The sequence below is a fragment of the Shewanella colwelliana genome (assembly GCF_001735525.1).
Taxonomy (GTDB): domain Bacteria; phylum Pseudomonadota; class Gammaproteobacteria; order Enterobacterales; family Shewanellaceae; genus Shewanella; species Shewanella colwelliana.
Window position 1 is genome coordinate 194,256 of record NZ_MCBT01000024.1, and the last position, 25,738, is coordinate 219,993.

Annotated in this window: 16 protein-coding genes; 8 read left to right on the forward strand and 8 right to left on the reverse strand. The window is 45.9% G+C overall.

The annotated features are described in order from the left end of the window. Positions 1-13: 13 nt before the first annotated feature. The 5 genes from BEL05_RS09490 to BEL05_RS09510 form a co-directional block, all read right to left on the reverse strand. Positions 14-1,240: a flavohemoglobin expression-modulating QEGLA motif protein gene (locus BEL05_RS09490; RefSeq protein WP_245686971.1), complete on the reverse strand. Its 1,227-nt coding sequence runs from the start codon at positions 1,238-1,240 to the stop codon at positions 14-16. Between the two features lie 187 nt (positions 1,241-1,427). Next, positions 1,428-2,222, reverse strand: a complete 795-nt coding sequence (locus BEL05_RS09495) for a PepSY-associated TM helix domain-containing protein (RefSeq protein ID WP_069671022.1) — start codon at positions 2,220-2,222, stop codon at positions 1,428-1,430. A 101-nt stretch (positions 2,223-2,323) separates the two neighbouring features. Further along, positions 2,324-2,842, reverse strand: coding sequence for an FMN-binding protein (locus BEL05_RS09500; protein WP_028763777.1), 519 nt, complete (start codon positions 2,840-2,842; stop codon positions 2,324-2,326). A 119-nt stretch (positions 2,843-2,961) separates the two neighbouring features. Further along, positions 2,962-4,131 (reverse strand): porin, encoded by a 1,170-nt coding sequence (locus tag BEL05_RS09505; RefSeq protein WP_069671024.1) that lies wholly within the window; start codon positions 4,129-4,131, stop codon positions 2,962-2,964. Positions 4,132-4,439: 308 nt separating this feature from the next. Next, complete coding sequence (locus tag BEL05_RS09510; protein ID WP_069671025.1) at positions 4,440-6,635, reverse strand: TonB-dependent receptor family protein; 2,196 nt, start codon at positions 6,633-6,635, stop codon at positions 4,440-4,442. 197 nt (positions 6,636-6,832) lie between these two features. Here BEL05_RS09510 and BEL05_RS09515 point away from each other — a divergent pair, with 197 nt between their 5' ends. The 7 genes from BEL05_RS09515 to BEL05_RS09545 all read left to right on the forward strand — a co-directional run bounded on the left by BEL05_RS09515 (position 6,833) and on the right by BEL05_RS09545 (position 18,953). After that, positions 6,833-7,543 (forward strand): DUF3581 domain-containing protein, encoded by a 711-nt coding sequence (locus BEL05_RS09515; protein WP_028763780.1) that lies wholly within the window; start codon positions 6,833-6,835, stop codon positions 7,541-7,543. Positions 7,544-7,873: 330 nt separating this feature from the next. Next, positions 7,874-11,548: an ATP-binding protein gene (locus tag BEL05_RS09520; RefSeq protein WP_069671026.1), complete on the forward strand. Its 3,675-nt coding sequence runs from the start codon at positions 7,874-7,876 to the stop codon at positions 11,546-11,548. Further along, positions 11,549-12,202 (forward strand): hypothetical protein, encoded by a 654-nt coding sequence (locus BEL05_RS09525; protein WP_028763782.1) that lies wholly within the window; start codon positions 11,549-11,551, stop codon positions 12,200-12,202. It abuts the gene before it with no gap. 1 nt (position 12,203) lies between these two features. Further along, entirely contained in the window at positions 12,204-13,424 is a 1,221-nt protein-coding gene (locus BEL05_RS09530; RefSeq protein WP_028763783.1) for a hypothetical protein, read from the forward strand. Between the two features lie 525 nt (positions 13,425-13,949). Next, entirely contained in the window at positions 13,950-15,212 is a 1,263-nt protein-coding gene (locus BEL05_RS09535) for a dicarboxylate/amino acid:cation symporter (RefSeq protein ID WP_028763784.1), read from the forward strand. A 211-nt stretch (positions 15,213-15,423) separates the two neighbouring features. Beyond that, positions 15,424-16,008, forward strand: coding sequence for a hypothetical protein (locus tag BEL05_RS09540; protein ID WP_069671027.1), 585 nt, complete (start codon positions 15,424-15,426; stop codon positions 16,006-16,008). Beyond that, positions 16,005-18,953 carry a prolyl oligopeptidase family serine peptidase gene (locus tag BEL05_RS09545; RefSeq protein ID WP_069671028.1) on the forward strand — a complete coding sequence of 983 codons (2,949 nt, stop codon included), beginning with the start codon at positions 16,005-16,007 and terminating at the stop codon, positions 18,951-18,953. Before BEL05_RS09540 ends, BEL05_RS09545 begins: the two co-directional genes overlap by 4 nt. Positions 18,954-19,012: 59 nt before the next feature. Here BEL05_RS09545 and BEL05_RS09550 read toward each other — a convergent pair whose 3' ends face one another. Further along, positions 19,013-20,389 (reverse strand): sigma-54-dependent transcriptional regulator, encoded by a 1,377-nt coding sequence (locus BEL05_RS09550; RefSeq protein ID WP_069671029.1) that lies wholly within the window; start codon positions 20,387-20,389, stop codon positions 19,013-19,015. Between the two features lie 21 nt (positions 20,390-20,410). Continuing rightward, positions 20,411-22,372: an ATP-binding protein gene (locus tag BEL05_RS09555; RefSeq protein WP_069671030.1), complete on the reverse strand. Its 1,962-nt coding sequence runs from the start codon at positions 22,370-22,372 to the stop codon at positions 20,411-20,413. Between the two features lie 403 nt (positions 22,373-22,775). Between BEL05_RS09555 and BEL05_RS09560 the strand changes: the two genes are divergently transcribed. Next, positions 22,776-24,572, forward strand: coding sequence for a flavocytochrome c (locus BEL05_RS09560; protein ID WP_028763789.1), 1,797 nt, complete (start codon positions 22,776-22,778; stop codon positions 24,570-24,572). A 549-nt stretch (positions 24,573-25,121) separates the two neighbouring features. Here BEL05_RS09560 and BEL05_RS09570 read toward each other — a convergent pair. Then, positions 25,122-25,721 (reverse strand): GNAT family N-acetyltransferase, encoded by a 600-nt coding sequence (locus tag BEL05_RS09570; RefSeq protein ID WP_069671032.1) that lies wholly within the window; start codon positions 25,719-25,721, stop codon positions 25,122-25,124. Positions 25,722-25,738: the final 17 nt, after the last annotated feature.

Genomic DNA, 25,738 nt, shown 5'->3' on the forward strand with positions numbered 1-25,738 from the left:
ACGTCAATGTTAATTAGCGTATTGCATGGGTGATAAAGCGGTTGACCGCATTGGCCTGTACCGGTTGTTTATAGGAGGGTGTAACATACTTGGGTTCAATCAAAACGCCTTTGCTGATTAAACGTGAGATAAGTGGCAAATAAGCCAGTGATGTTTTTCCTGTTAGTAGGTGATTAAAGTTAGCCTCCGTTTCATAGGCATTCAGTATCATACTGAAGCCTTTGAGGTAGAGGTGGTCTTTAGTGTAACCGCCCCCACGATAGACCCTTACTGTGATGGTATAAGCTAGATTATCTTCGACACCATATTGCTCTTTAAGCAGCAAAAAGGTGGAGCGAAAATCTTTATCTTTAATCATAGAGGCTACCGCCATGACCCGTAACGCCAATATTTTTAGTCGTTTTAAGGTAAGGTTTCCCGACAGATATTCACTCAATATCGCCAACCCTTCTTGGGTCATGGTGTTGAGCGGACAGCCTAATGAGAGCACATTTAATGGCTGGCTTTGTGCATTTAAGGAGGTCACTAAGTGCACGCCTAGTTCATGGTGGGCTAAAGCCAGTGAGTCGGTGTGAGAAAGTATAGCGCGGCTATTAATGCGCACTTTGGTGCCTGAAACTAGCGCATTCGCCACCATAGAATCGTCCATTTGCAACTGCCAAGTATAGCCTTCTTGAGCTGCCATCGATGAGAGGATCTGGCAAATGGCTTGTGCATCTTGCAACTTACCGACGTTGTCATCGGGATCATCGGGTAGATGCAAAATGAACTGTGCATTATTAATATCTTTTTCGCTTGGCTCACCGTAATAACGCAATGAATCATATAAAAAATCCGTGCTACCGATCGACTTGTATTGATCGACTTTGTCGACATAGGAGTCGATAACATCTAGGTATAAAGTGTAGAGATCGTCATCCTTTAAGGTTTCTAATGGCAGGTTAAATAGGGCGCGTTTGAGTTTAAACGGATCGATATTCTCTTTGGCGTAAATGAAGGAAGGTTCCACCGAAAATTGATTATCGAAAAAGGCTTGTTTTTGTTCAACATTATTGAGAGGTTTTACCGCATCAAGTATATCGATATCTGCCACTAATTGGTGCAGTGGGGCGTCAATGTTTGTCTGCAATGACTTAAGGGCTGGCGATGCGAGTGTAGACATAGTTGGCAAACCTCGAAATAAGTAAAGCAAGAAGGTGATATTCACCTCTGCTGGCGTAGTGCCCTTTTCTAACCGCATAATAAAGTGTTGGCGGTATTTGGCTTAAGCTAACTCAGGACAGTGTTTTTTGCTAGAAAATCATCTTCTCTAAAGGCAGATTTTTTTGATGGTGGTGGAGATTTTACTATTTTTAGTTATATCAGCCTGTTAGCTTAATACTTTTGTAAGGATAACAGGCTGCTGGATGGGACGGTTGTGGCGGTCATTAGGGGCGTTTGCTGCGCTTTTTAGGCTTAGCTTGCTGCCACAGGTACAGGCCTGAAAATGCCATAAAGATTAATGATAGTGCCACTAGATCCATAAGCCATTGGCCAGACAAACCAACAATGCGACCGCTGTGAAGGTCAAGTAAGACACGTTCCCAGGTCAGGTTATTTGAGCGCGATAAAAGGGAGACTTGGGCCTTGGCTGCTGTGATTTTTCTGCCATCAAGCCCTTGTTGCCAAACTAGCGTAGGCTTGACTGTTGTGGCTGCCCACTCAATGAGTTCGGCATCTGCCACAAATTGGCCCTCTTGGGTCTTAAGGAATAGCCGATCTTTTTGAATGGCAATGGCCTCGATGTTGTCAGGCAGACCAGTGGCTCTGCTTTGTTGTTCGAGTAATTCCCCCTCAGCAGAGAGTATATAGAGATTACTTTCATCAATGGCGACAAACATTTGTTGATAAACCATTGCACTGATAAGTGGTGCGTTCGCCTCAAGGATACGTTTGTCATTGAGCCATAATAGGTTATCAGTGATGGCCAACAGTGGTTTAGTTTGGAAAATCTTTATCTCATTTGGCGGTTTAATACCGTAATGATCCAGCAACCATGCTTGTGTTACGTGACTGCTGTCTATGGCTAGCTGATTACTGTGGTTAATTAATATACCGCTAATTGATACCATTGCCACCAGCAATGCGCTGGCGATCCCCAGTCTTCTGTGCCAAGGCCTAAAGAGTTTTGCTAATTGTTGATTCAGGGTTTTACGGTGGGGATGGCGGGGCTTATTGCTCATGCAGCGGTTCTTATCTGTTGTCTAAGGATGCGTCAATCGGGGGAATCATCCCCATTTCGTGGCGATTACTATAACTGAGCTTGATGCTAACCACTACTTTCTTATTGACTATTTATCTGTTGATCCAGATAGAGAGCGATACGTGAAAGCTTAGTGAGTGCTCTGACGGATAAGGTTGCGCCGGTAATACCATCGATATGTTTATCTAACTGATAGTTAGCTGTGAGTGTGGCGGCTTTAAATTGGTCGGTAAAAAAATCATGGCGTACTTCATCGCCGCGGCTTTCCCGATACACCAAGACTTTGGTTTGCACTATGGCGCTGTCTTTAACATGGATACCCACGGTAATGGGAGATTCTTTGCCTATCTCTTCTAGAATCCATACCGTTTGCTGTGGTTGTTGCCAGTATCTAACTCGCATCTTGTTAAACTTGTGGGCCAATATCTCCTCAATGACTTTTTTTGATTCGCTGTCTAGCCATAGCACGTTGGCTTTTGGGGCTACTGAGTTAAAGGCGCTCGCGATAAAATCTTCAGTAGTTTGATAGGTATTGTCAGCCTGTGACTGCAAGCTGAAACACAAGAGGATGCTGGCGCAAGCAAGGGTGATAGATTTCATGTTTAGCTCTGCAATGATGTGATGAAAATAGGTCACTATGGCAAAGTAACCGCTATGTCATAACCGTTACTTTGGCATAGTGAGTGCGCCGCTAAGACGCACTCATTATGAAGCCTTGCTTAGAACTGGTAGCCAACACCTAAGTTGAAACCATCAGAGTCTTTAGCACCGCCAACTTTTTCGTAGTCAGCTTTGAATACAACGTTTTCGTGCAACCAGTAGTTAATACCGACATTGGTTTGCTCTACGTTAGTATCTGCGTTGTTACCGGCGTTGTTGTCATATTCGTTGTAGCGAGCAAACACACCAAAGCTCTCATTAAAACGGTAAGAAGGTTCGATATACCAACCTGTTTGTTCATCACGACCAAGTGCTTTGGCTTCTTGTCCATCGATGTCCCACTGGGCGTAAAGCGCTTTAACCGTAAAACCTTCGATGGTGTAGATAGCGTGAGCAGTCAGTAATGTCGCAGATGCAGTATCAACACCTTCGCGACCTTGGGTCAGGTCTGACTGGTATTGTGCTGTTGCCGCAAGCTCAAGGCCTGGTACTGCGGTGTATTTAACTCGTGCGGTATAAGCGAGATCTTCAGCTTTGGCCTTAGAGACTTTTTGACGACCGCCACGGATGCTGTATGACTCATCGACATAAAGACCTGAGGTGATGGCACCGTCAAATGCAAGACCAGGAGCAGCTTTAACATTCAGTGCAGCACCGGCTTCCCACCAAGTTGCAGGTAAGATATTTTTCTCAACTGGGTTACGCTCAACACCGTAAAAGGCAGGTGGCTCGTGAGTCTCGTTGATGATACCAACAGGCATTAGGAATAGGCCCGCTTTACCCGTCAACATCTGGTTAAAGTCATGTTCGATATAGGCTTGCTCAAGCTCTACTTCACCATTTTGGCCGTCACCTGAGATTGAGTGCTCAACTTCTAGTTCAGAGAAGAAACGTGTGTTTTCAGTGAACTCGTGGCCGAAGAAAAGTACAAAGCGATGGAAATCGAACTCTTTCTTGTCAGTGCCTTTTTTATTATCGGTGATATTGTTGTAATGCAGTTCACCATAACCACCGATGGTGGTCGCGCTCTTCGCTGAGCTTGATTCTTCTACAACATCTGCGGTTTGTTCAACACGCTTTTCTGTCTCTTCAAGACGCTTCTCAAGGTCTTTCAGGACTTTTTGTTGCTGCTCAATTACTTTACGCAGTTCTTGAGTTTCTTCAGATGCAACAGCACCTTGGCTAGCAAATAAGCTGACAATTGCAGCAGCAATTAGCGTTTTCTTCATCATTCTCTTCCCAGTTGTTATGTCGGGGTTATTAAATTGCTGGCGATTCTACCAATTACGTATCGTAATGCAAACCATTATCATTAAGTTTATTGATCAAGATCAACAAATGTAAAGGGTCTGTAAATGTTTAGGAGTAGGTGAAAGCTAAAATATTTTTTATAAAACACTTTAAAAACAAAAGTATGGGTTTATCTTCTTGGCGAGGGCATAGAGGTGGCTAAATGGTGTAGCGTAAACTTTCGGACTAAAAGTGGGCAGCGATATGCTGCCCAGCGTTAATTCTCAGATAAAAATCGGTAAGTAAATTAGAATTGGTAACGATAACCCATGGTCACGGATAGGGGTTTACCAGCAAAGTTGGAGCCATGGATCTTAGTGGTGACATAGTCAGTATCGAATAAGTTCTCCGCTGTCAGATAAAGCTCATGATCACGCGCTATATGGTAGCGCCCAGATAGGTCAACAATGGTTTTAGCCTCGATAAGTTGCTCGCTCGGGATATGACCATTACCAGCTTGAGTGCGTATTTCACTGGTATAACGTGCTGCCAGCGTTAATTGCCAGTTCTCAGTCTCCATCGCCACCGAGGCAAACAGCATATTTTCAGGCAGGTAAGGCAGTTTAAAGCCAGCCTCGACGTCCCCCCAAGAGTCAAAGTCTGAGGTGAAGCTGTTATCGAACTCTGCGTTAGTGTAGGTGTAGGCCAACTTAAGCGGGAAGCTCAACGATTTCCCTTGGTTGATGGTGTAATCTAGGCTGAATTCGAGGCCGTTTACATCGACTTCTCCGCCATTATACTGATTACCTATATTGTCATCATTACACCCTTGCGCAGCGGTGCAGTTGCCGTGCATATTGCTGTAGTCACTGTAAAACAGAATCGCTTCGGCGTTTAATTCACCACTATTGAAACGCGCACCTGCCTCATAGTTCCAGCTCTGCTCCTCTTTACGATCACGGTTGCCGGGCGCCGCTGGGGAAAAGCCTTTTTGGACACCGGTCAAGAGCAACCAGTGCTCATCTAATTGATAGGTGACCGATAAAGATGGCAACAGTGCCGAGAAACTATTGCGAATATCTTTGTTTGGCTCGCCCTCACGGCCGATATTGCTTTTGCCCCAATCGAGTCGACGGGTTTCGACCGTTTCATAGCGCAGACCCGCTGTGAGATTAAATTGACCCCATTGGATTTTGTCTTGTAGATAAAGTGCCAAGGCTTGAGCACTGTCGAGGCGATTAGAGTCGGTGCCAGGTATGCCAGCCGTATCGAGACGCATCTGTTGATCCGCCTGCAAGGTGTATTTGTCTACCCATTGGAATCTGTCCATCTCATCTTCATGATAGCGTGCACCCAAAGCGAGTTCATGGTTGTCTAACAACCAGTTCAATTCAGTTTGAAGCCCTTGGGAGAGATACTCACGATTATTGGCTTTCACATCGACACTCAGATCTCCTGCTAGGGGGTCTTTATCAAAATCGGCGGCCAACTGAGTACCAGAGCCACTAATACTCTTACCCCCTACTTTACTGGTTTTATACCAGTTACGGGCAAAGGCATTATAGTACGCGGTTGTGCCGAGGGTCAGGTTAGGACTGAGATCGATAAGATGGTTAATTTGTAGCTGTTTGTGCTCAGTGGTCATCAGGTCTTTTTGCGAAGCAGAATAGCGCTGGTAGGGGTTAGCGGCAAAATCTGCGTCGGTTAAACCTAGGTAGGTTTCATTTGAGGATTCGTCCGAATATTTCAGTTTTATCTCCAGCATTTGTGGTTGCAGGCTGTTTTCATCACTGCGAATACTCAGTTTGGCGAGTGCATCGTTTTTACTAAAGCCGCTATCGCCACCGACGCCATTGATGGTACGAAAGCCATCGGCTTGATAGCGATATAGATCCACCAGCGCACCCACTCGTTCACCTTGTCCACCTGCATAGGTATGGAGTTTGCCGTAGCCATGCTGGCCGGCTGCCACCTCAATTTGCCCAGCCAACGGCGCATCAGGGATCTGCCGCGAGATAAGATTAATTACACCGCCAGTAGTGCGTGGGCCATATCTTACTGTCGAGCTGCCTTTAAGGATTTCGATAGACTGCATTCTGCCTGAGGTTGGAAAGTAATAGGCGGCAGGTGAAGCATAGGGGGCGGGCGCGGCTAGTACACCATCCTCCATAATGGTTATCTTTTCTGAGCGATTCTGGCCGGTGCCGCGCATGCCTAAGTTAGGGCGCAGACCAAAGCCATCTTCCTCTTGAATATAGACGCCAGGAATAGAGGCTAATGTGCGCAGTATATCGCTGTATTTGAAGGTGTCTAAATCTGCTTGAGTTAGCTGGTGGGCGCTGCCTGGTACGGTATTGAGAGGGTTGCGTTTACCAAATACGGTCAGCTGTTCTAACGGTTGTGCAACTTGAAGGGGGGCTGACTGGGCATGGCTTGGGTTGCTGAGGGGACTCAGCAGTGCGACAGTGATCAGGCTAAGTGAGCCAGTAAATGAGCGTGACATAAAATCTCCAACGTAAATGAGAGTTATTCTCGTTAAGTTGGGCGGATGTTAGGAGTTGGTGCTTAAAATTAACTTAAAGCAGCAGCTATTTACATTTGTTAAATTCTGTATCCTAAGTCATCGGAGAAGTGTTTGTGGTGTTTTGCTATACACTGTGGCCCCTGAATGATAACTAGCCCCTGTATTGTCGAGCCGATATGTTTCTAAGTCCTTATTATAAAAAAGATGAACAGCTTGTTTCTGTCACTGCTGAACAAGCCAGTGAGTTTGCCAAAGGCGTTGCGCAAGATTTTAATCCCATCCACGACGTTGCTGCGAAGAAGTTTTGTGTCCCCGGTGATCTGTTGTTTGCCTTGGTACTGGGTCAGTATGGCTTAAGTCAAACCATGGGCTTTCGTTTCGAGGGAATGGTTGGTGATGGCGTCCCCTTGCTGTTTCCTGAGCAGGTAGGTGGAGCCTTTGCCGTTGTCGATGATAAAGGCAAGCAATATCTTAGTGTTACCCGAAGCGGCGCATCGACGCTGTGTGACGTGCAAACTGAGTCTTTTATAAGAAGTTACGTGGCTTTTTCTGGGCTTAACTTTACCCATGTATTGGTGCCGATGATGAAGGCCCATGGGGTGATGATTAACCCAGCTAGACCACTGGTAATTTATGAGAGCATGTCATTTGATTTAACCACGCTCGACTTCAATAAGGTTGAGCTAAGCCTCGTGGAGCAAAAGTTAGTGGTTGATGGCAAGCGCGGCGATGTGACCTTAGGTTTCGAGCTGCATTGCGGTGACAAATTAGTCGGCACAGGCATTAAGACCTTAGTACTGAGTGGCCTGCGAGCTATCGACGTGCAAAGTATGGATGAGATGGTTGAGCGTTATGAGTCTCGCCGTATAGATTACCAAGGTGCATAGTCGTTGGGATAATCACTAAACGACATCACTCACTAAGGGTTGCCCCCCAATAAGGTGACGAAAGCCATCGCTACTGCAGCGATGGCTTTTTTGTTTTCGCTAGATCAGAATTCAACTGCTGTTTCCTTAAGCTTCATTACGCGCCAAAGTGAGCTATGATCGCGCTTTTTTCACTCCCAATGTGTTTGAGGCATCGCCTCGATTGCCAAGGCTGCGGCTTTGTTTTACTTTAGTGGGATTATTTTAAAAATAGATCGTTAATGCTGCTCGGCTGCTGCGATTGTTTATGCGCTATTGCCAATATTTGGCGCTGTTTGGATAAGGATTAAGATGCCAAGCTTGAATCGAATTGTGCTCATCAATACGCACCTCCCTGGCGTTGTAGAACTCGCCCTCGATGGACATACCAATATCTGTGGAACCAACGCTTCGGGTAAGACAACATTGCAGCGTTTGGTGCCGGTGTTTTATGGTGAATATCCAAGCCGCGTCGTCCCCTCGACTCGCGACAGCTTTGAGCGTTGGTATCTGCCGCACGATTCGAGTTACATCATCTACGAATATCGTCGTGATGATGGCCTGCTTAACCAGGCTGTATTGGCTTCGGCGGGTGATGGTAAAGGGGTGAATTACCGCTTTATTGCGAAAGGGTTTGAGTTAGAAGATTACGTTAAGTCGCAGCAGGGAGAGTCGATTCTGTGTCACAACATGGCTGAATTAGGCCGTGAGATGAAGCGTGCAGGCGTGGCTGTCACCAATCTCCTTAATACCCGAGAGTATCGTGCCATTATCCAAAATGACCGCACCTTGCTGAGCACGGGAAGTAACCGCAGTGAATTGCGCGCCTATGCGCGTCAATTCTCTTTGTGTCAGAGCGAACATTCGCTACGTCATATTGAAAAGCTTGCTAAAGCGGTGCACTCCAAAGAGGGCAAGATGGAAACCATCAAGTCGATGATTGCCGCCATTTTGGAAGAGGATGGTGTGAACCCTCCGAGCTCGCGTATCAACCCTCAGCGAGTCGAAGCATGGATAAGAGAAAGTCAGCTTATTCAAGGTTTTGAGCAGATCCGTCCCGAATTCGATAAGCTTGAACAAGAGTTTAATCAACTGCTTAGCGCCGAACAAAGGCTCGCTGGTTTAAAGCGTGGTTATGGCAGAGATGAAGCCACTGAAGTCGAACGTCAGGAGTTAAACCAACAACGCTCAAAAGAGTTAGGTTTAAAACTACGTCAGCTCGATGACGAATGGAAAGAAGTGCGCGATGAGTTAAATCAAGATCTGTCGGCCGCTAAAGGGGATGTTGCTAAGATCGAACACGATCTTGATGTGATCGAAGATCAACACGCTTCGTTTCTCGACGCCGATATAGAGCAAGCCAAGCTGGATTTAGATCAACTGCCTAGTTGGCGAGGCAGCTTAGATAACTTAACTGAGCGTCATAAGCTGCAAACCGAGAAACATCAAGATGTTGAGGCGGCTTATAATGCCCGTCGTAGCAAAATTGGTGAAAACCTTAACCGTGAACTAGAGCTACTCGATAAAGAGCAAGATAAACACCGAGAAGCCCGCGATAAACAGAAAGAGCAAGGCCGCAAAGAGTTAACAGCGCTTGACGAGCAGTGGCGTGAGCAGATGGATGCTGGCCAGGCAAAGCACAGAGAGCAAGAATATCAGTTCAAATTGACCGCTGCTGAGCTAACGATGCAGGTCAATAACGTGACCTATAGTGAAGAAGAAAAACTGGCGTTAGCGGTTTTTGATGAACGTATCTCGCGTGCTGATGAAGAACAAGAAGCCTGTAATGCCAAGGCAGAACGGCTCAGTAGCGAGGAGCGCAAATATCGAGCTAAACGTGATCAAGCCAATGAAAGCCTGCGTCAAGCTGGTATTCGGGTGATTGAGCGCCAAGGTGCCTTAGATGAGTTACACCATATCCTCTTCCCTCAATCGCACACCTTGCTTGAGTACCTGCGTAAAGAGGTTGATGGTTGGGAACAGAACATAGGTAAACTGATTAATCCAGAACTGTTACATCGCAGTGATCTGCACCCTGTCATGGGTGAAAACAGTGACGATCTATTCTGCGGTGTCGGCTTAGATCTCAAAGCGATTGAGATCCCTGAATATGCAGCCTCAGAGCAAGAGCTACGTGGTCGTTATGGCGAGGCTGAAGACGCATTGGCCAAAGCCAAAGCATTGCAAGCAGAGGCGGAAAATAGTTTAGTCGCCATCAATGGTGAGCTTGATAAACTCAATCGTGAGCTGACCTTTGCTAAGACCGCGTATAAAAACAGTCGTGATGATCTGCGACGTCTGTTTGATGAAAAGCGGGTTGAGCAGGAGAAGATCAATAAAGCCCTCGGTGAGCGGAAAGCTCAAGCGCAAAAACGCCTAAGCCGTCTCGACAGCGAACTCAAACAACTTGAACAGCAACATCAAGCCTGGATTGACGAGCAAAAAGAACAAGCTCTCGAGGCTCGCATGGAAAAGAATGCCTACTGGCAAGAGGTGGTTGGTGTACTCGACAGCCAATTAGCGCAGATTAAGAGCAACATTGCCCAGCGTCGCCAAGATGCTAAGAGTGAGCAGAAAGCTTGTGAGCAGTGGTATAAGGACGAGTTAAAATCACGGGGGGTCGACGAAGACAAGATTGTTAAGCTTAAGCAATCGATCCGCGAGCTGGAAAGCAACATTAGTAAGGCGGAGCAGCGTCGTAGCGAAGTACTCAGATTTGATGATTGGTATCAACATACGTGGCTGGCGCGCAAACCTAAATTACAAACTGAGTTAAGCACCATTAAGCTGGCCGTTACTGAATTAGAACAGCAATTAACCCGTAAAGCCAACGAGGTGAAGCAGCAAAGACAAAGCTTAGATACCGACCGCAAGCAGTCTGATGCGGTGCAAGTTGAGGCGTCGGAGAACTTAACTAAGCTACGCAGTGTGATGCGCAAATTAGCCGAGCTAAAATTACCGGCCAACAACGATGAGTTACAAGGCGGCTTGACTGAGCGTTTGCGTCAAGGCGAAGAGCTGTTATTGCGTCGCGACCAGCTACTTGGTGCAGTGAAGCAGTATATTGAGCATTTCGATTCGGTGATCGCCAGTAAGTCTGGTTCGAGTCTATCGGAAACTTGGGAGCGTGCTCGCGAAGAGTCGAGCTTTATCAACGATAAAGGCATTCGTCTGCTCGACTACCGCAAGTTAGTGCCACAGCTTGAGCAGTTGCTGAATGTTATGGTGCCACAGGCGATAATGGGGCTGCGTGAACAGGGACGTAACTTTGGTATCGACTTAACTGCATTTTACGATGTGTTGGCCGATATCGATCGCCGTATTGCCTCGCAAAGTGCACGTATTACTCGCGAAGTGGGTGAGGAGTTGTTCCTCGATGGTGTCAGCGAGTCAGCAGTGCGTATTCGATCGCGGATCAGTGAACTCGAATTTTGGCCTGAGCTGGAGGTCTTTGTGAAAGCTTTCCGCCAATGGAAAGCCGACGGCTTTGCCGAGTTGCCCGATGAGCACTATACCAGTAGCATGCGCCGCGCGTTAGAGATCATCGGCCGCGCCGCATTAACTGGTGGTATCGCTAAGTTGCTTGAGATTGAGTTAAGGCTCAAAGAGGGCAATAGTGACTTGGTTATTCGTACTGACCGTCAGTTAAACGAATCGTCGAGCCACGGTATGGCTTATCTGATTTTATGTAAATTCCTTTTAGCCTTTACCCGCCTATTGCGCGGCCGAGCCGATGTGACTATTCATTGGCCTATCGATGAGCTTGGAACTTTACACCACGGTAACGTGAAGAAGATTTTCGATGCCTGTGAAAACAATAACATCTCGGTACTTGGCGCATTCCCTAATCCTGAGTCTGAGGTGCTGAACCTGTTTGCTAACCGTTACATTATTAATAAGCAAACTAAGAAACTGCAGGTGGTGAAGCCGCAAATTAACCCCATTGCCGATAAGTTGAGCCAACGTTTTGCCAAGGAGGCTGTGTAAATGAGTAGTACAACGCAAACCGTATTAGTTGGCCAAGGCGCATTGATTGAAAGCTTACTGCGCGGCGAGTTTATCTGCCGCACCAGTAATGAAGAGGCGTGGCGTGCTCTGAAGTCGCCAGTCACTCGTGACAATGTCGAGCAGTACCTAAATCAGATCAACCGCACCATCGCCTCAGCGGGTGAGGGCGAGGTCTTTTTCTGCGGTTATCAGCAGCTTGGCGATGATGAGCGTAAAGTGATTTCCAGTCAGTTTAAAGATATCTGTAATGCACTCATTCCCTTAGTGGAATGGCTGGTGCTAGTGCAAGAAGCGAGCGGCCAAGATGCGCCACTGTCTGAAGGGGCTGCCGTGCGTGTAAGCGAGCTGCAGATGCGGATTGAAGACACGCCAGCCTTTAGGGAACAACTGGGAAAAATTAGCCATTATCGTCTGTTTGGGTCAACCAGTACTCAAGTGGATGCGCAGATTAAGTTAGTGTTTAAACGCTTAGTGGAGCTAGGTTATCTGCTACGGCCCAACGCTGAAAAACAGATCTACATTGCCACCGGTAAACTCGATTATCTCTATGAAGTGATCCGCTTTATCGATGAAACTGAAGGATTAAGTTTAGAAGCACAGGCTGAAACAGCGACGCAAAGGGACTTAATCTAATATGAGTAGTAACTTACACCAGGCCGGGGTAACACTACTTAAGCAGCTAGGCCGTCATGCCGAGCTGGTGATGGATGTTTACCTGTCTGGCTCTGTTTCTGAGGGCGGAGACAACGCCGCAGCCATTGAAAAGTTGCGCAAGGCGGATATCTTGTGGCGACCCGAACCCGAACAGGAGTTACGGCTCAAGCGTTCGGTACGTGCGCTGCTTGAGGAGGCGTTAAGCGATGAGCGTAATCGTCAAATCGATGCCAATGTCGGCTCATCACTGGCGACCATTAAGACCCTAGCCGATCACTATAAAGAGGCGCGTCATGCGGTTGATTATAGTGCGAGTGAAGCCTACCTTTCTGATTTAAGTGAGCATGTTTACAGTTTTGCCGAGGGGTTACGCTACTCGATTCGTGTACTGTGGAGCCGGATTAACAATGAATTTGGTTATGTTGGCACCATCAATGCCAAAATTCGTGAAAATGAGCTAGCGCAGAGTCAGGTTACCGAGCTGCTCAATGGGCTGGAGATGTTCCAGTTTAGTGAGTTAGGTGAAATCGCTGGCGATATTAGAGAGCTGAGAAAACTCCTGGTCACCACATTACAAGAAACGCTGAGTGACTGTACTCAGGAGCTCAGTGTGGTGCAGGGACGTTTACTGGAGCTATTGGGGCGTTTCAGACAGATTCAGGGGCGTACCCGGTTATTAAAAGGCTGGTTACTCTATACCGATCAGCATCCTGACTATCGGGTGGCCGACCATGTTGGCCATAAACAGTTACCAAGGCTGTTTAATCGTGCCGATGCGCTATTAGCGCCAGCAGCAGTAGACGTGAATAACAGTGGCTATGAAACTGAGCTATTGGGATTAGTGGCGCAGATCAAGGCGATAACAAGGGTTGGACGAGATAGCGAAGTGCGTGAGCATGATGTGGCGTTCTCCTTGGTTCAGGCTGAAGATTTTGATATTCCAGATAATCCGCTCAAGTTAGCCGTAGAGGAGTATTTCTGCGCGGTTATTGATTCAGGCTTACGACAATCGGCCCTCGAGTACCATCAAGATAAGCAGCTTAATTGGGATGAAGAAAGTTGGCTCTATCAAGTGATCTGCGGCTATGAAGGACTCCCCGAGGAGCATAGACGTTACTTTGAGCTAGAGCCTATCGGTGAACCAGATCCTGTTTATACGGGCAACTTCATCATACGTGATGTGGAGCTGTGGCTGGCCTAACTTTTTACGCCACTATCCAATAAAAAAAACCATTAATACATTGTATTAATGGTTTTTTTTATTAGTTTCGCTTGTTGAAGCCATGTTAGGTAAATCGGATTTTGTCTGTTTTTTAGCTAGGGAATATAAGGGCGATGCAAGTTTTGCTAGTGATTTGAGTTTTCACTTGTACCTTTTGTGGTGGATTGCGCTAAGTTTTTTGGTTTTGTTGGGTATAGTCACTGCTGATTGTGGTGGTTTGTTGTGCTAGTTCATTGCCTTCATGTTGTCGTTGTAAAAGTTTTGTACGGATTAACCTTTGTTTTATAAGATATTTGGTTGTAAATCAGCGAGCTAGCTTTGAGTGTTTGGGTGTTATTGATTTGTTTCGCCTGCCGTTAATTGTGATTGATATTGAAATTATTGTCAGCATGATTCACTATCAAACGCTCATTACGACATGTAGTCGTTTCATATCTAGATATCATCCGCAGAGATGAACAGATAAAAGCGCGCAATAGACGGGCTAATAAAATAGGCAAGCATATGACAAAATCACTTTCTACTCGGATCTTTATTGGTCTATTCTCTGGATTGATATTTGGGTCAATCATTCAATATTTCCTCGCTGACGTTAGCCTGTTCTCTGGCGCTTTGGTGGATGTCGCTTCAGGTGCGGGCACCATGTTCGTCAATATGATCATGATGCTGGTGGTGCCACTGGTATTCGTCAGTATTGTCTGTGGTGTATTAGAGCTGAAAGACCTAAAAAGCTTTGGTCGCCTAGGGGGAAAGACCTTCGGCTTCTATATTATTAATACTTTAGTGGCTATCTTTGCGGCATTAGCTGTCGCACTTTTACTCAAACCTGGCCAAGGTGTAGATATGTCCGGTGGCAGTGGTGCTGAGATCACCGCCACTGAACTGCCTAATTTGATGCAACTTATCGTCAATATTGTGCCGAGTAACCCTGTCGCCGCGTTTACCTCTGGCAACATGCTACAGGTTATCTTTATGGCGCTATTGATTGGTGGTGTCGTCAAGTCGATGGGCAGTGCAGTGCCTTTGTTGGTGCAAGGTTTCCAAGAGGGCAACAAGCTGATGATGAAGCTTATCAGCGTGGTGATGCAACTGGCACCGTTTGGCGTGTTCGCCTTGATGTTAAAGCTAGGGGCGACCTTAGAGGCGAGTTTATTCTTCAGCGTACTTGAATACTTAGTGGTGATATTGAGTCTACTGCTACTGTGGATATTTGTGGTTTATCCGCTAGCGGTAAGCCTATTTACACCGGTATCAGCAAAAGAGTTCAGGGCTAAAACACAAGAACAGATCCTGTTTTCACTGTCTACGGCCAGTTCAAATGCCACTATTCCAGTGACCATGCGTACCTTGACCGAAAAGTTAGGTGTTAAGCGTGCCGTGGCGGGTTTTGGTGTGCCACTGGGGGCAACCATGAACATGGGCGGCGTATCGATTTACATCACTATCGCTATCTTCTTTGTGGCCAACTCGTTCGGTGCACCGATTGCGATGGAGCAGTTACCTGCACTCTTGTTTAGCATTTTCCTATTGTCAGTCGGTGCAGGTGGTGTACCAGGTGGTGGTATGGTGATGATTGGTGTGCTTATTCACCAAATGGGTCTGCCAATTGAAGCATTTGTTATTGTTGCCGCGCTCGACCGCCTCATCGATATGGTATTAACCTCTTGTAATGTGGTGGGCGATGCCGCGGTATTGACCATTGTCGATGCCACAGAGAAAGAGCATGAAGCTGAGGTGGCAGAAGCATCAGAGCTTAAGTCGGCTTAATTCTGATTGGCCTAGTTTTTGTGAAACACTGAATCGATTGATAGTAAAAAAGCTCGCCTAGATGGCGAGCTTTTTTGTACGTAATATTAGTGATCTACGTTTTAAGTATATGTAAAATATGTTGATTTTATGTGTATTGCTGATATCTTTGCTTCTGGTGCGACCAGCACAACGACAATCAATAACAGCGTCATAATCAAGCAGTATCACTATGAAATTGATGAAAGGGATTTTAATGAAGCCACGATTAAGTTTGGTGTTAATGCTTGCCATTAGCACGCTTCTGGGCTGTGCACAGAAAATTGAGGGCATCTCTAAAGATGTCGATAAGCAGCTTGCTGAAAATAGCGGATACCTGTTAATAGGTATTGATACTAACCGAGGGTTACACAGCATCATTATTGGTGGTACCAAATCATTAATGTTGACCGACAAAGATCTCCAGTCTGGGACCAACTATATATTAGTCGATGTGCCAGCGGGCCAATACCAAATAGAAGATATTAAGTTTGGTCGCTATGTCTATATGGAGCTTGAGCAGGGATATTGGAATTTTGAGGTGAAGCCCAATCAAGTCAGTTATGTTGGCGACCTATACGTGAAGACTGTTGGGTTTTGGATGGTATCTTCTGCTGAAATTCTACTTGAAAACCGCTCAACCTCTGCACAACTATTTTTAGAAGAGAAATTCCCTAATATCTTAAAGTCTCGTCAAGTTCGTTATTCGGGACCTGGCGAGGATAAGTTTTTAGAGTATGCCGAAAGGCTGCTTGCAGGTAAGGAGGCGGCACTATGAGAGCACTGATTGCGCTGTGTTTATATTGCTTGGCGTTTTATGCTCAAGCGACACCAATACCTGCAAAAGAACTGTTTCGCTCACCAGCTATGTCGCAGGTGGGCTTTTCCCCTGATAATCGTTATATCTCGGCGCTAATTGTGGATGAGGGGAAGAGCTATCTGTCGCTGATAGGTGTTGAAGATAAAATATATCAGCATGTAGGGGCCTTTGACGCCGATGAGCAGCTCAATGAATATGTTTGGATTGATAATAACACCCTATACATTAGCTATAGTCACCGTGGCCAAGCTCGCCAAGTGTTGGCATTGTTGTCAGAAAAAGCTGGGAAAATCGATGCCAAAATGGTGTCGCTTCCAAGTGACGGATATCTGGTTGACCCGCTTATTGCTGACCCAACGCATGTTTTATACGCTAAGAACCGCTATGGTAATCGTCCCAGTAATCGCCTTTATAAGTTGACCTTAGATGAGTTGATCAATAAAAAGTTTAATTCCGCTAAATTTGAAGAAAAAAAGCTAAAGGATGTCGCGGTATTTGCCTTTGACAGTATTCGTGAGGAGTTGTTTGCGGTCACGGCAGATATTGAAAATATGCGTGGCGAAGTCCTTTATCGGTCACTAAACGAAAGCCGCTGGAAGCTACTGTTTGAAATTGATGACTCCGAGGTCAGTTTTAGTCCGATCGGGTTTATTCGTGACAATACCTTGGCCGTATTGAGCAATAAAAATACTGATAAAGTTGCTTTATATGAGTTTGACATTCCAAGCCAGACGTTAGGCAGCGTGTTATATGAACACCCAAAATACGACCTCGTTGGCGCTGAACTGGATGAGTCTGGCAAGGCTGTTAAGTCTGTTCGGTACGTGGAAAACGGTCATCATGTTAGCCATTTCTTTGACAATGATATTAACCAAATTAAATCGCTGTTTAGTAGCGCATTTCAGGGCAAGGAAACCGTTATTAGTGCGCACTCAAATGACGCGAAGCAGATGTTGCTATTCTCCTATGCCTCTGATGACCCAGGTAGCTATTACTTATTTGATGTGCAGAGTAAAAAAGCTGATTTGCTTACTGAGTTATATCCAGACTTAATTCAACATCAACTTCAGCCGACAGAAGTGTTTTCTGTCACAAATACCGCTGGCGTAGAGGTTGAAGCCTATTTAACTTTGCCAGATAAGCAGAGTGGCAACGGCGTGCTTTTGGTTATGCCTCATGGTGGGCCGATTGGTGTACGTGACTTTAACTATTTCAATAGTGAAGTTCAGTATTTTGTCAGCCGTGGCTTTGCGATACTGAGAGTTAACTTTCGCGGCTCTGAAGGTTACGGTAAGCAGTTTTTAGATAGCGGTAAAGGCGAGTTTGGAAAGGCGATTGAAGAGGATATTACCGCAGCGGTTACTCAAGTCAGAAAGCAACATAAGTTTAATCAGATGTGTGCCATTGGTGCCAGCTACGGTGGTTACTCTTCGCTGATGCTGGCAATTAAGCATCCTGATGACTATCAGTGTGCGGTGGGTGGATACGGCATTTACGATCTACCGTTACTGTTTAACGCAAACAACTTCAAAGTACTGGAAGAGTATCGTGAGAGTGTATCCAAAGTTGTGGGTGAATTGAGTGATGAGTTGATTAAGTACTCTCCAGTTTATTTGGCTGAGGCGATCAAAAGCCCTGTACTGTTGGTTGCGGGTAAGATGGATCGTATTGCTGATTTTGAGCATTCGATGCGAATGGAATACGTACTCAACAAATTGGGCAAAGAGGTTGAGACTCTCTATTACGAACAAACTGGGCATGGTCAAAGTTCATGGTATTGGCAGCGGCATGAGTCTGCCTATGTCGCGGACTATCTTAAGCGTACTTTAGTGCTTGGCGAGTACCATCAAATGCAAGGCGTTAATGATGAACTGGTTAAACAGCTTGGTGGTGATACGGTACTGATTGCCGATGGATTTCATTTTGATAATCGAGTTGAAAATGATCGGCTCTTAGCGCTTAAGTATTACCGTGAATCTGCCAATATGGGTGAGGGACGAGCGGCTTACAATCTTGGCAATCTGCTTGTTGAGCAGGGACTTGAGCTCAAAGATAACATCACCATAGGTGCAGGTGTCATGGCTGGTGTGGACGACAAAGAAAATGCCCAAGCATTGATTAATGAGGGGATAGAATGGGGCGACAAGGCAGTTGAGTTTGGTTATGCGGGAGCTGGTTATTGGCTTGGCATTGTTTATGAGTTAGGTGAGTTAGTTGAGCAAGATTGGGGACAATCCTTGAAGTATTTTACTGCGGCAGCGGAGTTAGAATATGACGCGAGAGCGCGCTTGAGAATGGCAAAAGCCTATTGCCTTGCGCCTGCGCCAATTCGAGATGTCCAACGCTGTAGCGAACTGCTTTCGCTATCAGATCTGGAAAAATTGCCAACGGATGAACAGAGAAACGCTGTGACCTCCAAGTCTTACAAGACTTTGCGTTGGGTACTTGGCGATATCTTTGCCAAAGGGGACTACAACCTAGATGAACGGACATTATTGAAAAATGTTGTGCAGCAAGAGTATCAAGCTTCAGACGTTAAGGTTGATTTGGATGATGTCGAATTTGGTGAAGTGACTTACAACAATTACCGTAACCGTTATCAAGTCACTGATGATGCTAAGTCCTTCGTGGGTAGAGACAAATTGAGTTTAGGCGCTGTGTTCAATGTAGAGTTTGAGCATGAAGGCGAAAACGTGGCACTGATAGGTAAATGGATTAAGCAAGGTGCGAGTGGGAAGCAACAAGTGTTCGATAGTTCATTTGTCTATGGTGATGCTGACGCAAAGAGTTGGGATATTCGATATACCTTTGATGAAGATGAGCTGTTTGAGGGAACGTTAACGTTAGAAATTAGCGATCTGAATAATAGGCTTTTAGCGAGTAAAACTGTCGAATTACGTTAAAGTTGTAAAGGTTTAAAAACGGCTTTTCTGACTTTGAGAAAAGCCGTTTTTTTGTCGTATTACCCCTTGAGGCGACGGCTCAGTGCGCTTTGGCTTATGCCCAGAAGTTGAGCCGCGGCGGTTTGATTGTTGGCGGTACGGCTCATCGCTTCATCGATTAAGGCTTGATTGATTTCAGCGAGTGTGGGTAATTGTTTGGGGAATACCATGCAATCTTGTTGTGGCGAACACAGAGATTTATGTTCGTTAATCGCCTCCATAAAAGGAGAGATATTTAAGGCTACGCCATCACTGCGGCTGACGGCATCAAAAACCATCCCTTTGAGTTCGTGAAGGTTACCTGGGAACTGATACCCTGCCAGTTTAGGCGCGAGATCGCGCGGTTGCTGAGGAGCTCTCAATGACATCTCTTGCGCGGCGAGGGCGATGAAGTGATTAATCAGCATGGCGATATCCAGTGGCCGATTTGCCAATGGAGGCAGCTTTATTTTGTGAGAGCGTAAGCGGTAGAGTAAGTCGCTTCGAAATGTTCCTTGCTGATTAAGTTGCAGAAGATCATCTTGAGTGGATACCACGAATTTACACTTAACCGGGTAGGCTTGTTCACTGCCAATAGGGCTATATTTTTTACTTTCAAGCAGTTCCAGTAACTGTATTTGCGCTTGCTGAGGTAATGAGCCTATCTCATTGAGGTAAAGCACACCGCTACCCACTTGGTGCAGGTAGCCGGCTACCGCATCGATTTCGCCATTGGCTCTGTGGTGAAGCTGACCAAACAGTTTGATAGCAAAGGTCTCACAGGTGATGCCCGCCAAATTGAGGCTGATAAAGGGGGCATCTGGGCTATAAAGTTGATGACAAGATTTAGCAAATTCACTTTTACCTGTCCCACTTTGACCATAAATCAGCAATGGCTCAGGGCTAAAGGCGACGGCTTCTAAATAGCGAAACTGATCCAATAACTGAGGTTCACAGGTGAGGATGTTATTAAAGGCTTCGGGATGATCTAAGGTGCGGCTTAAAAATCGCTCCTTAATATGTAGGTAGTTCCGCTCAAGCCCTACAACTTCTAAAGCCCGTCTGACCGTATGAGACAGATCATCGACATTATCAGTTTTAATAAAGTAGTCGTAGGCACCATTTTTAATGCAGCGCACGGCGGTATCGACCTCATTGACCCCTGTGACGATGATAACCCGGGTATTAGGAAAATCACTGCGGATCATGGCAAGCAGCTCCTCTCCTGAATGGAAAGGCATGGTCAAGTCGAGCAAAACTAATGCGTAATCACCTACCTGAAGGCGATTCATCACTTGGCGACTATCGACACAGGTGTCTATCTCAGCTTCGGGGACCAGCCGGTTGAGCGTCACGGCAAGACTGCGTAACCATGAGGCCTCATCATCGACTAAGAGAATATTTCTTGCCAGTTTCATCTTAAGTTCCTGCCGTTAATTTCACTGGAACAGTGGAAAAATTAGGTTAATTTGGGTGCCTTTTCCTTGGCTAGAATGGATCTGCATTTCAGCATTGTGGGCTTTAATGATACGGCTGCATACCGATAAGCCTAAGCCCGTGCCACCCTCTGTTCTGCGGGTGGTAAAAAATGGCTCCGTAATACGTTTAAGTGTGGCACTGTCCATGCCACAGCCATTGTCTGATATGGATATTTTGGCATGCTGCGCTGTTAAATGAGTCTGTATATAGATGCGCCCTGTATGAGAGGGGCAGGCATGACACGCATTTTGAATGAGGTTAATCAAAACTTGATGTAACTGTTGTGCATCGCCCATCACCAGAGGTGACGGGGAATTAAGTTCGATAATCACCTCATGGGTTTTGGTTTGATTTGCCGTTAACCTTAATGCGACCTGCACCACTTCGTTAAGGCTAACGGCAGTTTTTTCACTGGCAAGGTGCGGCAAGGCGTAGCGCTTAAGATCGTTAACAATACGACTGATGCGCTGCGCTCCTTCGTTGATGGTGTCGCAACTTTGGGCTAACTCATCCATAGCTTTGACCGGTTCAAACCCAGCAATTTGCCAAAACGGGTTAACTTTAATGTAATGCTGCGCTGCTGGGGTTAAATCTTTCATCGCGGCGGAAAAGAGTGCAATAGCATGGACGATAAGTCCTGTTGGGTTGTTGATCTCATGGGCGATACCGGCACTAAGCTCTCCAAGGGAGGCTAAGCGGCTCGCCTCTTCGTTAGCATGGCGCAATCTATGTTGCTCGGTAGACTCTTCGAGTAAGACCACTACCTGATCATGAGCAATAGGGTGAATTTGCAGCTGCCAATACTGCTGTTGATACACCATGTCGGCAGTGAGCGAGTGTTGGTCAGACAAGGTGTCTAACACCGCTGACTTTAGCTGAAAGGGGTGGTTGTCGATATAGCGAAATTCAGGGCTTACCAAAAGGTGAATATTGTTGTCGTTACTCCATAAGCGCTGCATCGCTTGGTTGACGATGGTGACGCCATGAGGCATGCCATCTAATACCGACTGAAACTGTTTAGAAAGTGCTGAGATCTCAGCTTCAACCCGTCGACGTTGCATCAACTCTGCATCGAGCGCCTTTTTACGTTTATGCAGGCTCACACTAATAAAACCGGTATAGATCATCCCCATTGCGGAGATAATAGAAATTAAGATAGCCAGCCAAAACATCCGTTGTTGGGTTGAGGTTAAATCGACCTTTTCTCGTCCAGTACCAAACCACTTATTCACCAGCTTGTCATACTCCCCTGAGAGTTTTAACTGGCGCAGTGCATCGTTTATCTGGTCCATTAAAGCAGACTTTTTGCCATTGCAGACAAAGTTAAATGCGCCGTAAATCAGTGCATCACTGGAGCTGCGAACCGACGGATAAAGGGGTAATAGTCGACGAGCAACAAAGCTTTCAGCAATGACCACATCCACTTCATTATTAATCAGCCGTTGAAAGCCTGTCTCATAAAGGTCGACATCAATCCGTTCAAATTGTTGTGGATAACCAGAGAGGTAAACGTCAACAAAGGCGCCTTTTTTAATCGCAACACGTTTGCCGATTAAGTCTGCCCAGCTATTGATTAATGCTTTGCCTTGCAAGGTATAGGCTTTGGCATGGGTGGCATAAATAGGATCGGATTGGCTGAGCTTTCTGTCTAAATTAACCGGGCTAACCACGGCAATGACATCGATATCGCTGTCAGGGTTGTGAACATCTTTCACTAGTTGTTGAAAGCTTTTACGGCGCACTAAAATCCGTTTGTCCATGAGTTGACCAATACGGTCGATTAACTCGATGTTAAAGCCTTGGTCGACACCATTGTTGCGCCATTCTAACGGGGCGGTTTTTGAGTGTACACCAAAGACAATGCTCTCTTGGGCGAGCGCAGGCATGACGAGTAGGGTAAGGCAAAGCAGTAACGATCTCATGGGGAGATTTTACATAATGTTCACTAATGAAACTGTGCTGTATTACGCGAATCCATCATATGTTAAGTCATGTTTATGCATGTTGATGGTGCGATGTGACCCGTCGCACGTAGCGTTATGCAATTTTGCATATACCTCCAATGGGCTATGCATGTTTGCATAGGCCAATAAATGGCGTGTGATTGAGGTGTCATTTTTCAGCACTAACCTCTCTATCTTGTTGCTGGCTTTGCAGCCTTAGGTAAAGATTTAATTGAGCGATATTAAATGCCGCGTAAAACGCTAAAAATTTTGACGGTATTTAACATAAACGAAGTGACATCACTTCAATTAAATAAAATGAAATGAAAGTGCTTCTATACTGATAAGGCTTAGGTCATAACGGGTAGAAGGGGGAGCAAAGATGAAAATGATCAAACTTGCAGCATGTATTGCCACATTAATTGGTAGTACAGGCTTTATGAGCAGTACTTTAGCCGCAGATAACTTGGCTGAGTTCCATGCTCAAAACCAAGAGTGTGACAGCTGTCATACACCAGATGGTGAGCTATCTAACGACAGCTTAACTTATGAAAATGAACAATGTGTGTCGTGTCACGGCACGCTCGCTGAGGTGGCTGAAACCACTAAACATGAGCACTATAACGCTCATGATTCTCATTTCCCTGGCGATGTCGCATGTACCTCATGTCACAGTGCTCACGAAAAATCTATGGTTTACTGTGACTCTTGCCATAGCTTTGATTTCAACATGCCATACGCTAAAAAGTGGGAGCGTAACGAGCCTACTATTGCAGAATTGGCCAAAGATAAGTCAGAACGTCAAGCTGCTCTTGCTAGCGCACCGCACGATACCGTTGACGTTGTCGTTGTGGGTTCAGGTGGCGCAGGTTTCTCTGCTGCAGTGTCTGCACATGATAATGGCGCCAAAGTCATTCTTATTGAAAAAGAGCCTGTGATTGGTGGTAACGCCAAGTTAGCCGCTGGTGGTATGAATGCAGCTTGGACTGACCAGCAAAAAGCGAAGGACATTACCGATAGCCCTGAGTTGATGTATAAAGACACCATGAAAGGTGGCCGTAACATTAACGATCCAGCTCTAGTTGAGATTTTAAGCTCTCACTCTAAAGGTTCTGTAGATTGGATGACCGCTATGGGCGCCGATCTAAACGATGTGGGCCGTATGGGTGGCGCATCGGTTAACCGTTCACACCGTCCAACTGGTGGTGCTGGTGTGGGTGCTCACGTTGTTCAAGTGCTTTACGATAATGCACTTAAACGTAATATCGATTTACGCATGAACACACGCGGTATCGAAATTCTTAAAGATGATAGTGGCAAGGTAAAAGGTATCCTAGTTAAGGGTATGTATAAGGGTTACTACTGGGTTAAAGCCGATGCGGTAATTCTTGCAACAGGTGGTTTTGCTAAGAATAACGATCGCGTTGCTAAGTTAGATCCTAAGCTAAAAGGCTTTATCTCTACTAACCAACCAGGTGCAGTCGGTGATGGTATCGACGTGGCAGAAAACGCTGGTGCAGCAACGAAAGATGTTGAGTACATTCAAGCGCACCCAACGTTATCTGTTAAAGGTGGCGTTATGGTTACCGAAGCGGTACGTGGTAACGGTGCGATTTTAGTTAACCGTGAAGGTAAGCGTTTCGTTAACGAAATCACTACACGTGACAAAGCTTCTGCCGCTATCTTGAAGCAAACAGGTAAGTCAGCCTTCCTTATTTTTGATGATTCTGTACGTAAGTCACTGAAGAAAATTGATAAGTACATTGGCTTGGGTGTAGCACCAACGTCTGACAGCTTAGTTAAACTTGGCGACATGAAAGGCGTAGGTATTGACGGTAAAGCCTTGACGGAAACCGTTGCACGTTACAACAGCTTTGTGACGAGTGGTAAAGATGCTGATTTCGAGCGTCCTAACCTACCTCGTGCACTGAATGAAGGTAACTACTACGCGATTGAAGTCACTCCTGGTGTTCACCACACTATGGGCGGCGTAATGATTGATACCAAAGCTGAAGTCATGAATGCCAAGAAAGAAGTTATTCCTGGCTTATATGGCGCTGGTGAAGTGACTGGCGGTGTCCATGGTGCAAACCGCTTAGGTGGTAACGCTATCTCTGACATCATTACCTTTGGTCGTCTAGCGGGTGAAGAAGCCGCGAAATACTCTAAGAAGAACTAATCTTCTTATCAACCTAACTCATAGGTTACTAACATAGTTTATCAACACCCAAAAGGTGGCTAGGAAGCCGCCGCTAAAAAGCCACAGTATTATACTGTGGCTTTTTTTTACCTTTTGTAGAGGTTGTGTTTGGTGGTGTCCTGTTTGGAAAAGAGCGCTTGAAGGTCCTACCGTCATAGCAATCAATCACCTGCGGTGAGCTTGTGTGCAAGCACTTTTTTAGCACGGTGAGTGAAGCATGGCTTCATGCTAACGAACGAGAGGCTGGGATGCCGAACTGGCTTTTAGATAGGGATATTGTTGTGAATATGTCCCTATACGCGCCACGGTGGCATCTGACGTGAATGGATTCACAAATGCCGCGATGACATGGATGTCAAAGAGCGGCCATGCCATCAACGTCCGCAGCTGCATCTGCACTAGGTTATGTTCTCTCTTCGTTTTAGCTTCATTTGCTGTGAGTGGCGAGTAAAAAGTTAACATGCTTTTGCCCCAAAACTTGTTAGCCTTCGAATGAAGGCTGGTTACATTTTCTCTTTTGGTTCATTGTTATTGGGGTGTGTGCCTGAAGGAACACTGGAACATCTCAGCCGTCATATGCAGGTAGTACTGTTGCATATCGACCATTTCGTTATGGGTCGGCGATAGCCGCTGCTGCGCTTCTTTAATCTCAAACCCTAAAGAGAGTAGGCTCTTTACCGAGGGATGATTGTCACAATTGACGTAACAATATACCTCGTTGAGCTGGAGTACGTCGAAGGCGATGGTTAATAGCTGCTGTTTTATATACTTATTGAGCCCTTTGCCTTGCTGATCGCCAATGAGCCAGGTTCCAGTCTCTGCACGGCGATGATCAAAATCCATATTTTTAAGTCGGGTAAAGCCGATGATCGCATCGGTTTCTTTAAGCCGTACACTAAATAAAAAGCTGCCTTCATCTGACAATACGTTGGTAAAATAGTGGTTAAAGCTCTCTGGTGTACTCTTTGGAAACCGTGCGAAACGCCAAATCCTTGGATCTATGCCTATTAATTGCATGAACTCGGTATCTTGGTCTACTAGCGGCTGAATATAGGCGCCGCAATCACTCTGTTTAAATGAGCGACTAAAGGATTGAGTTAGCAATGTGAACTGGGCTAGGTTCGTCATAAGTTCGCCTTATTTAA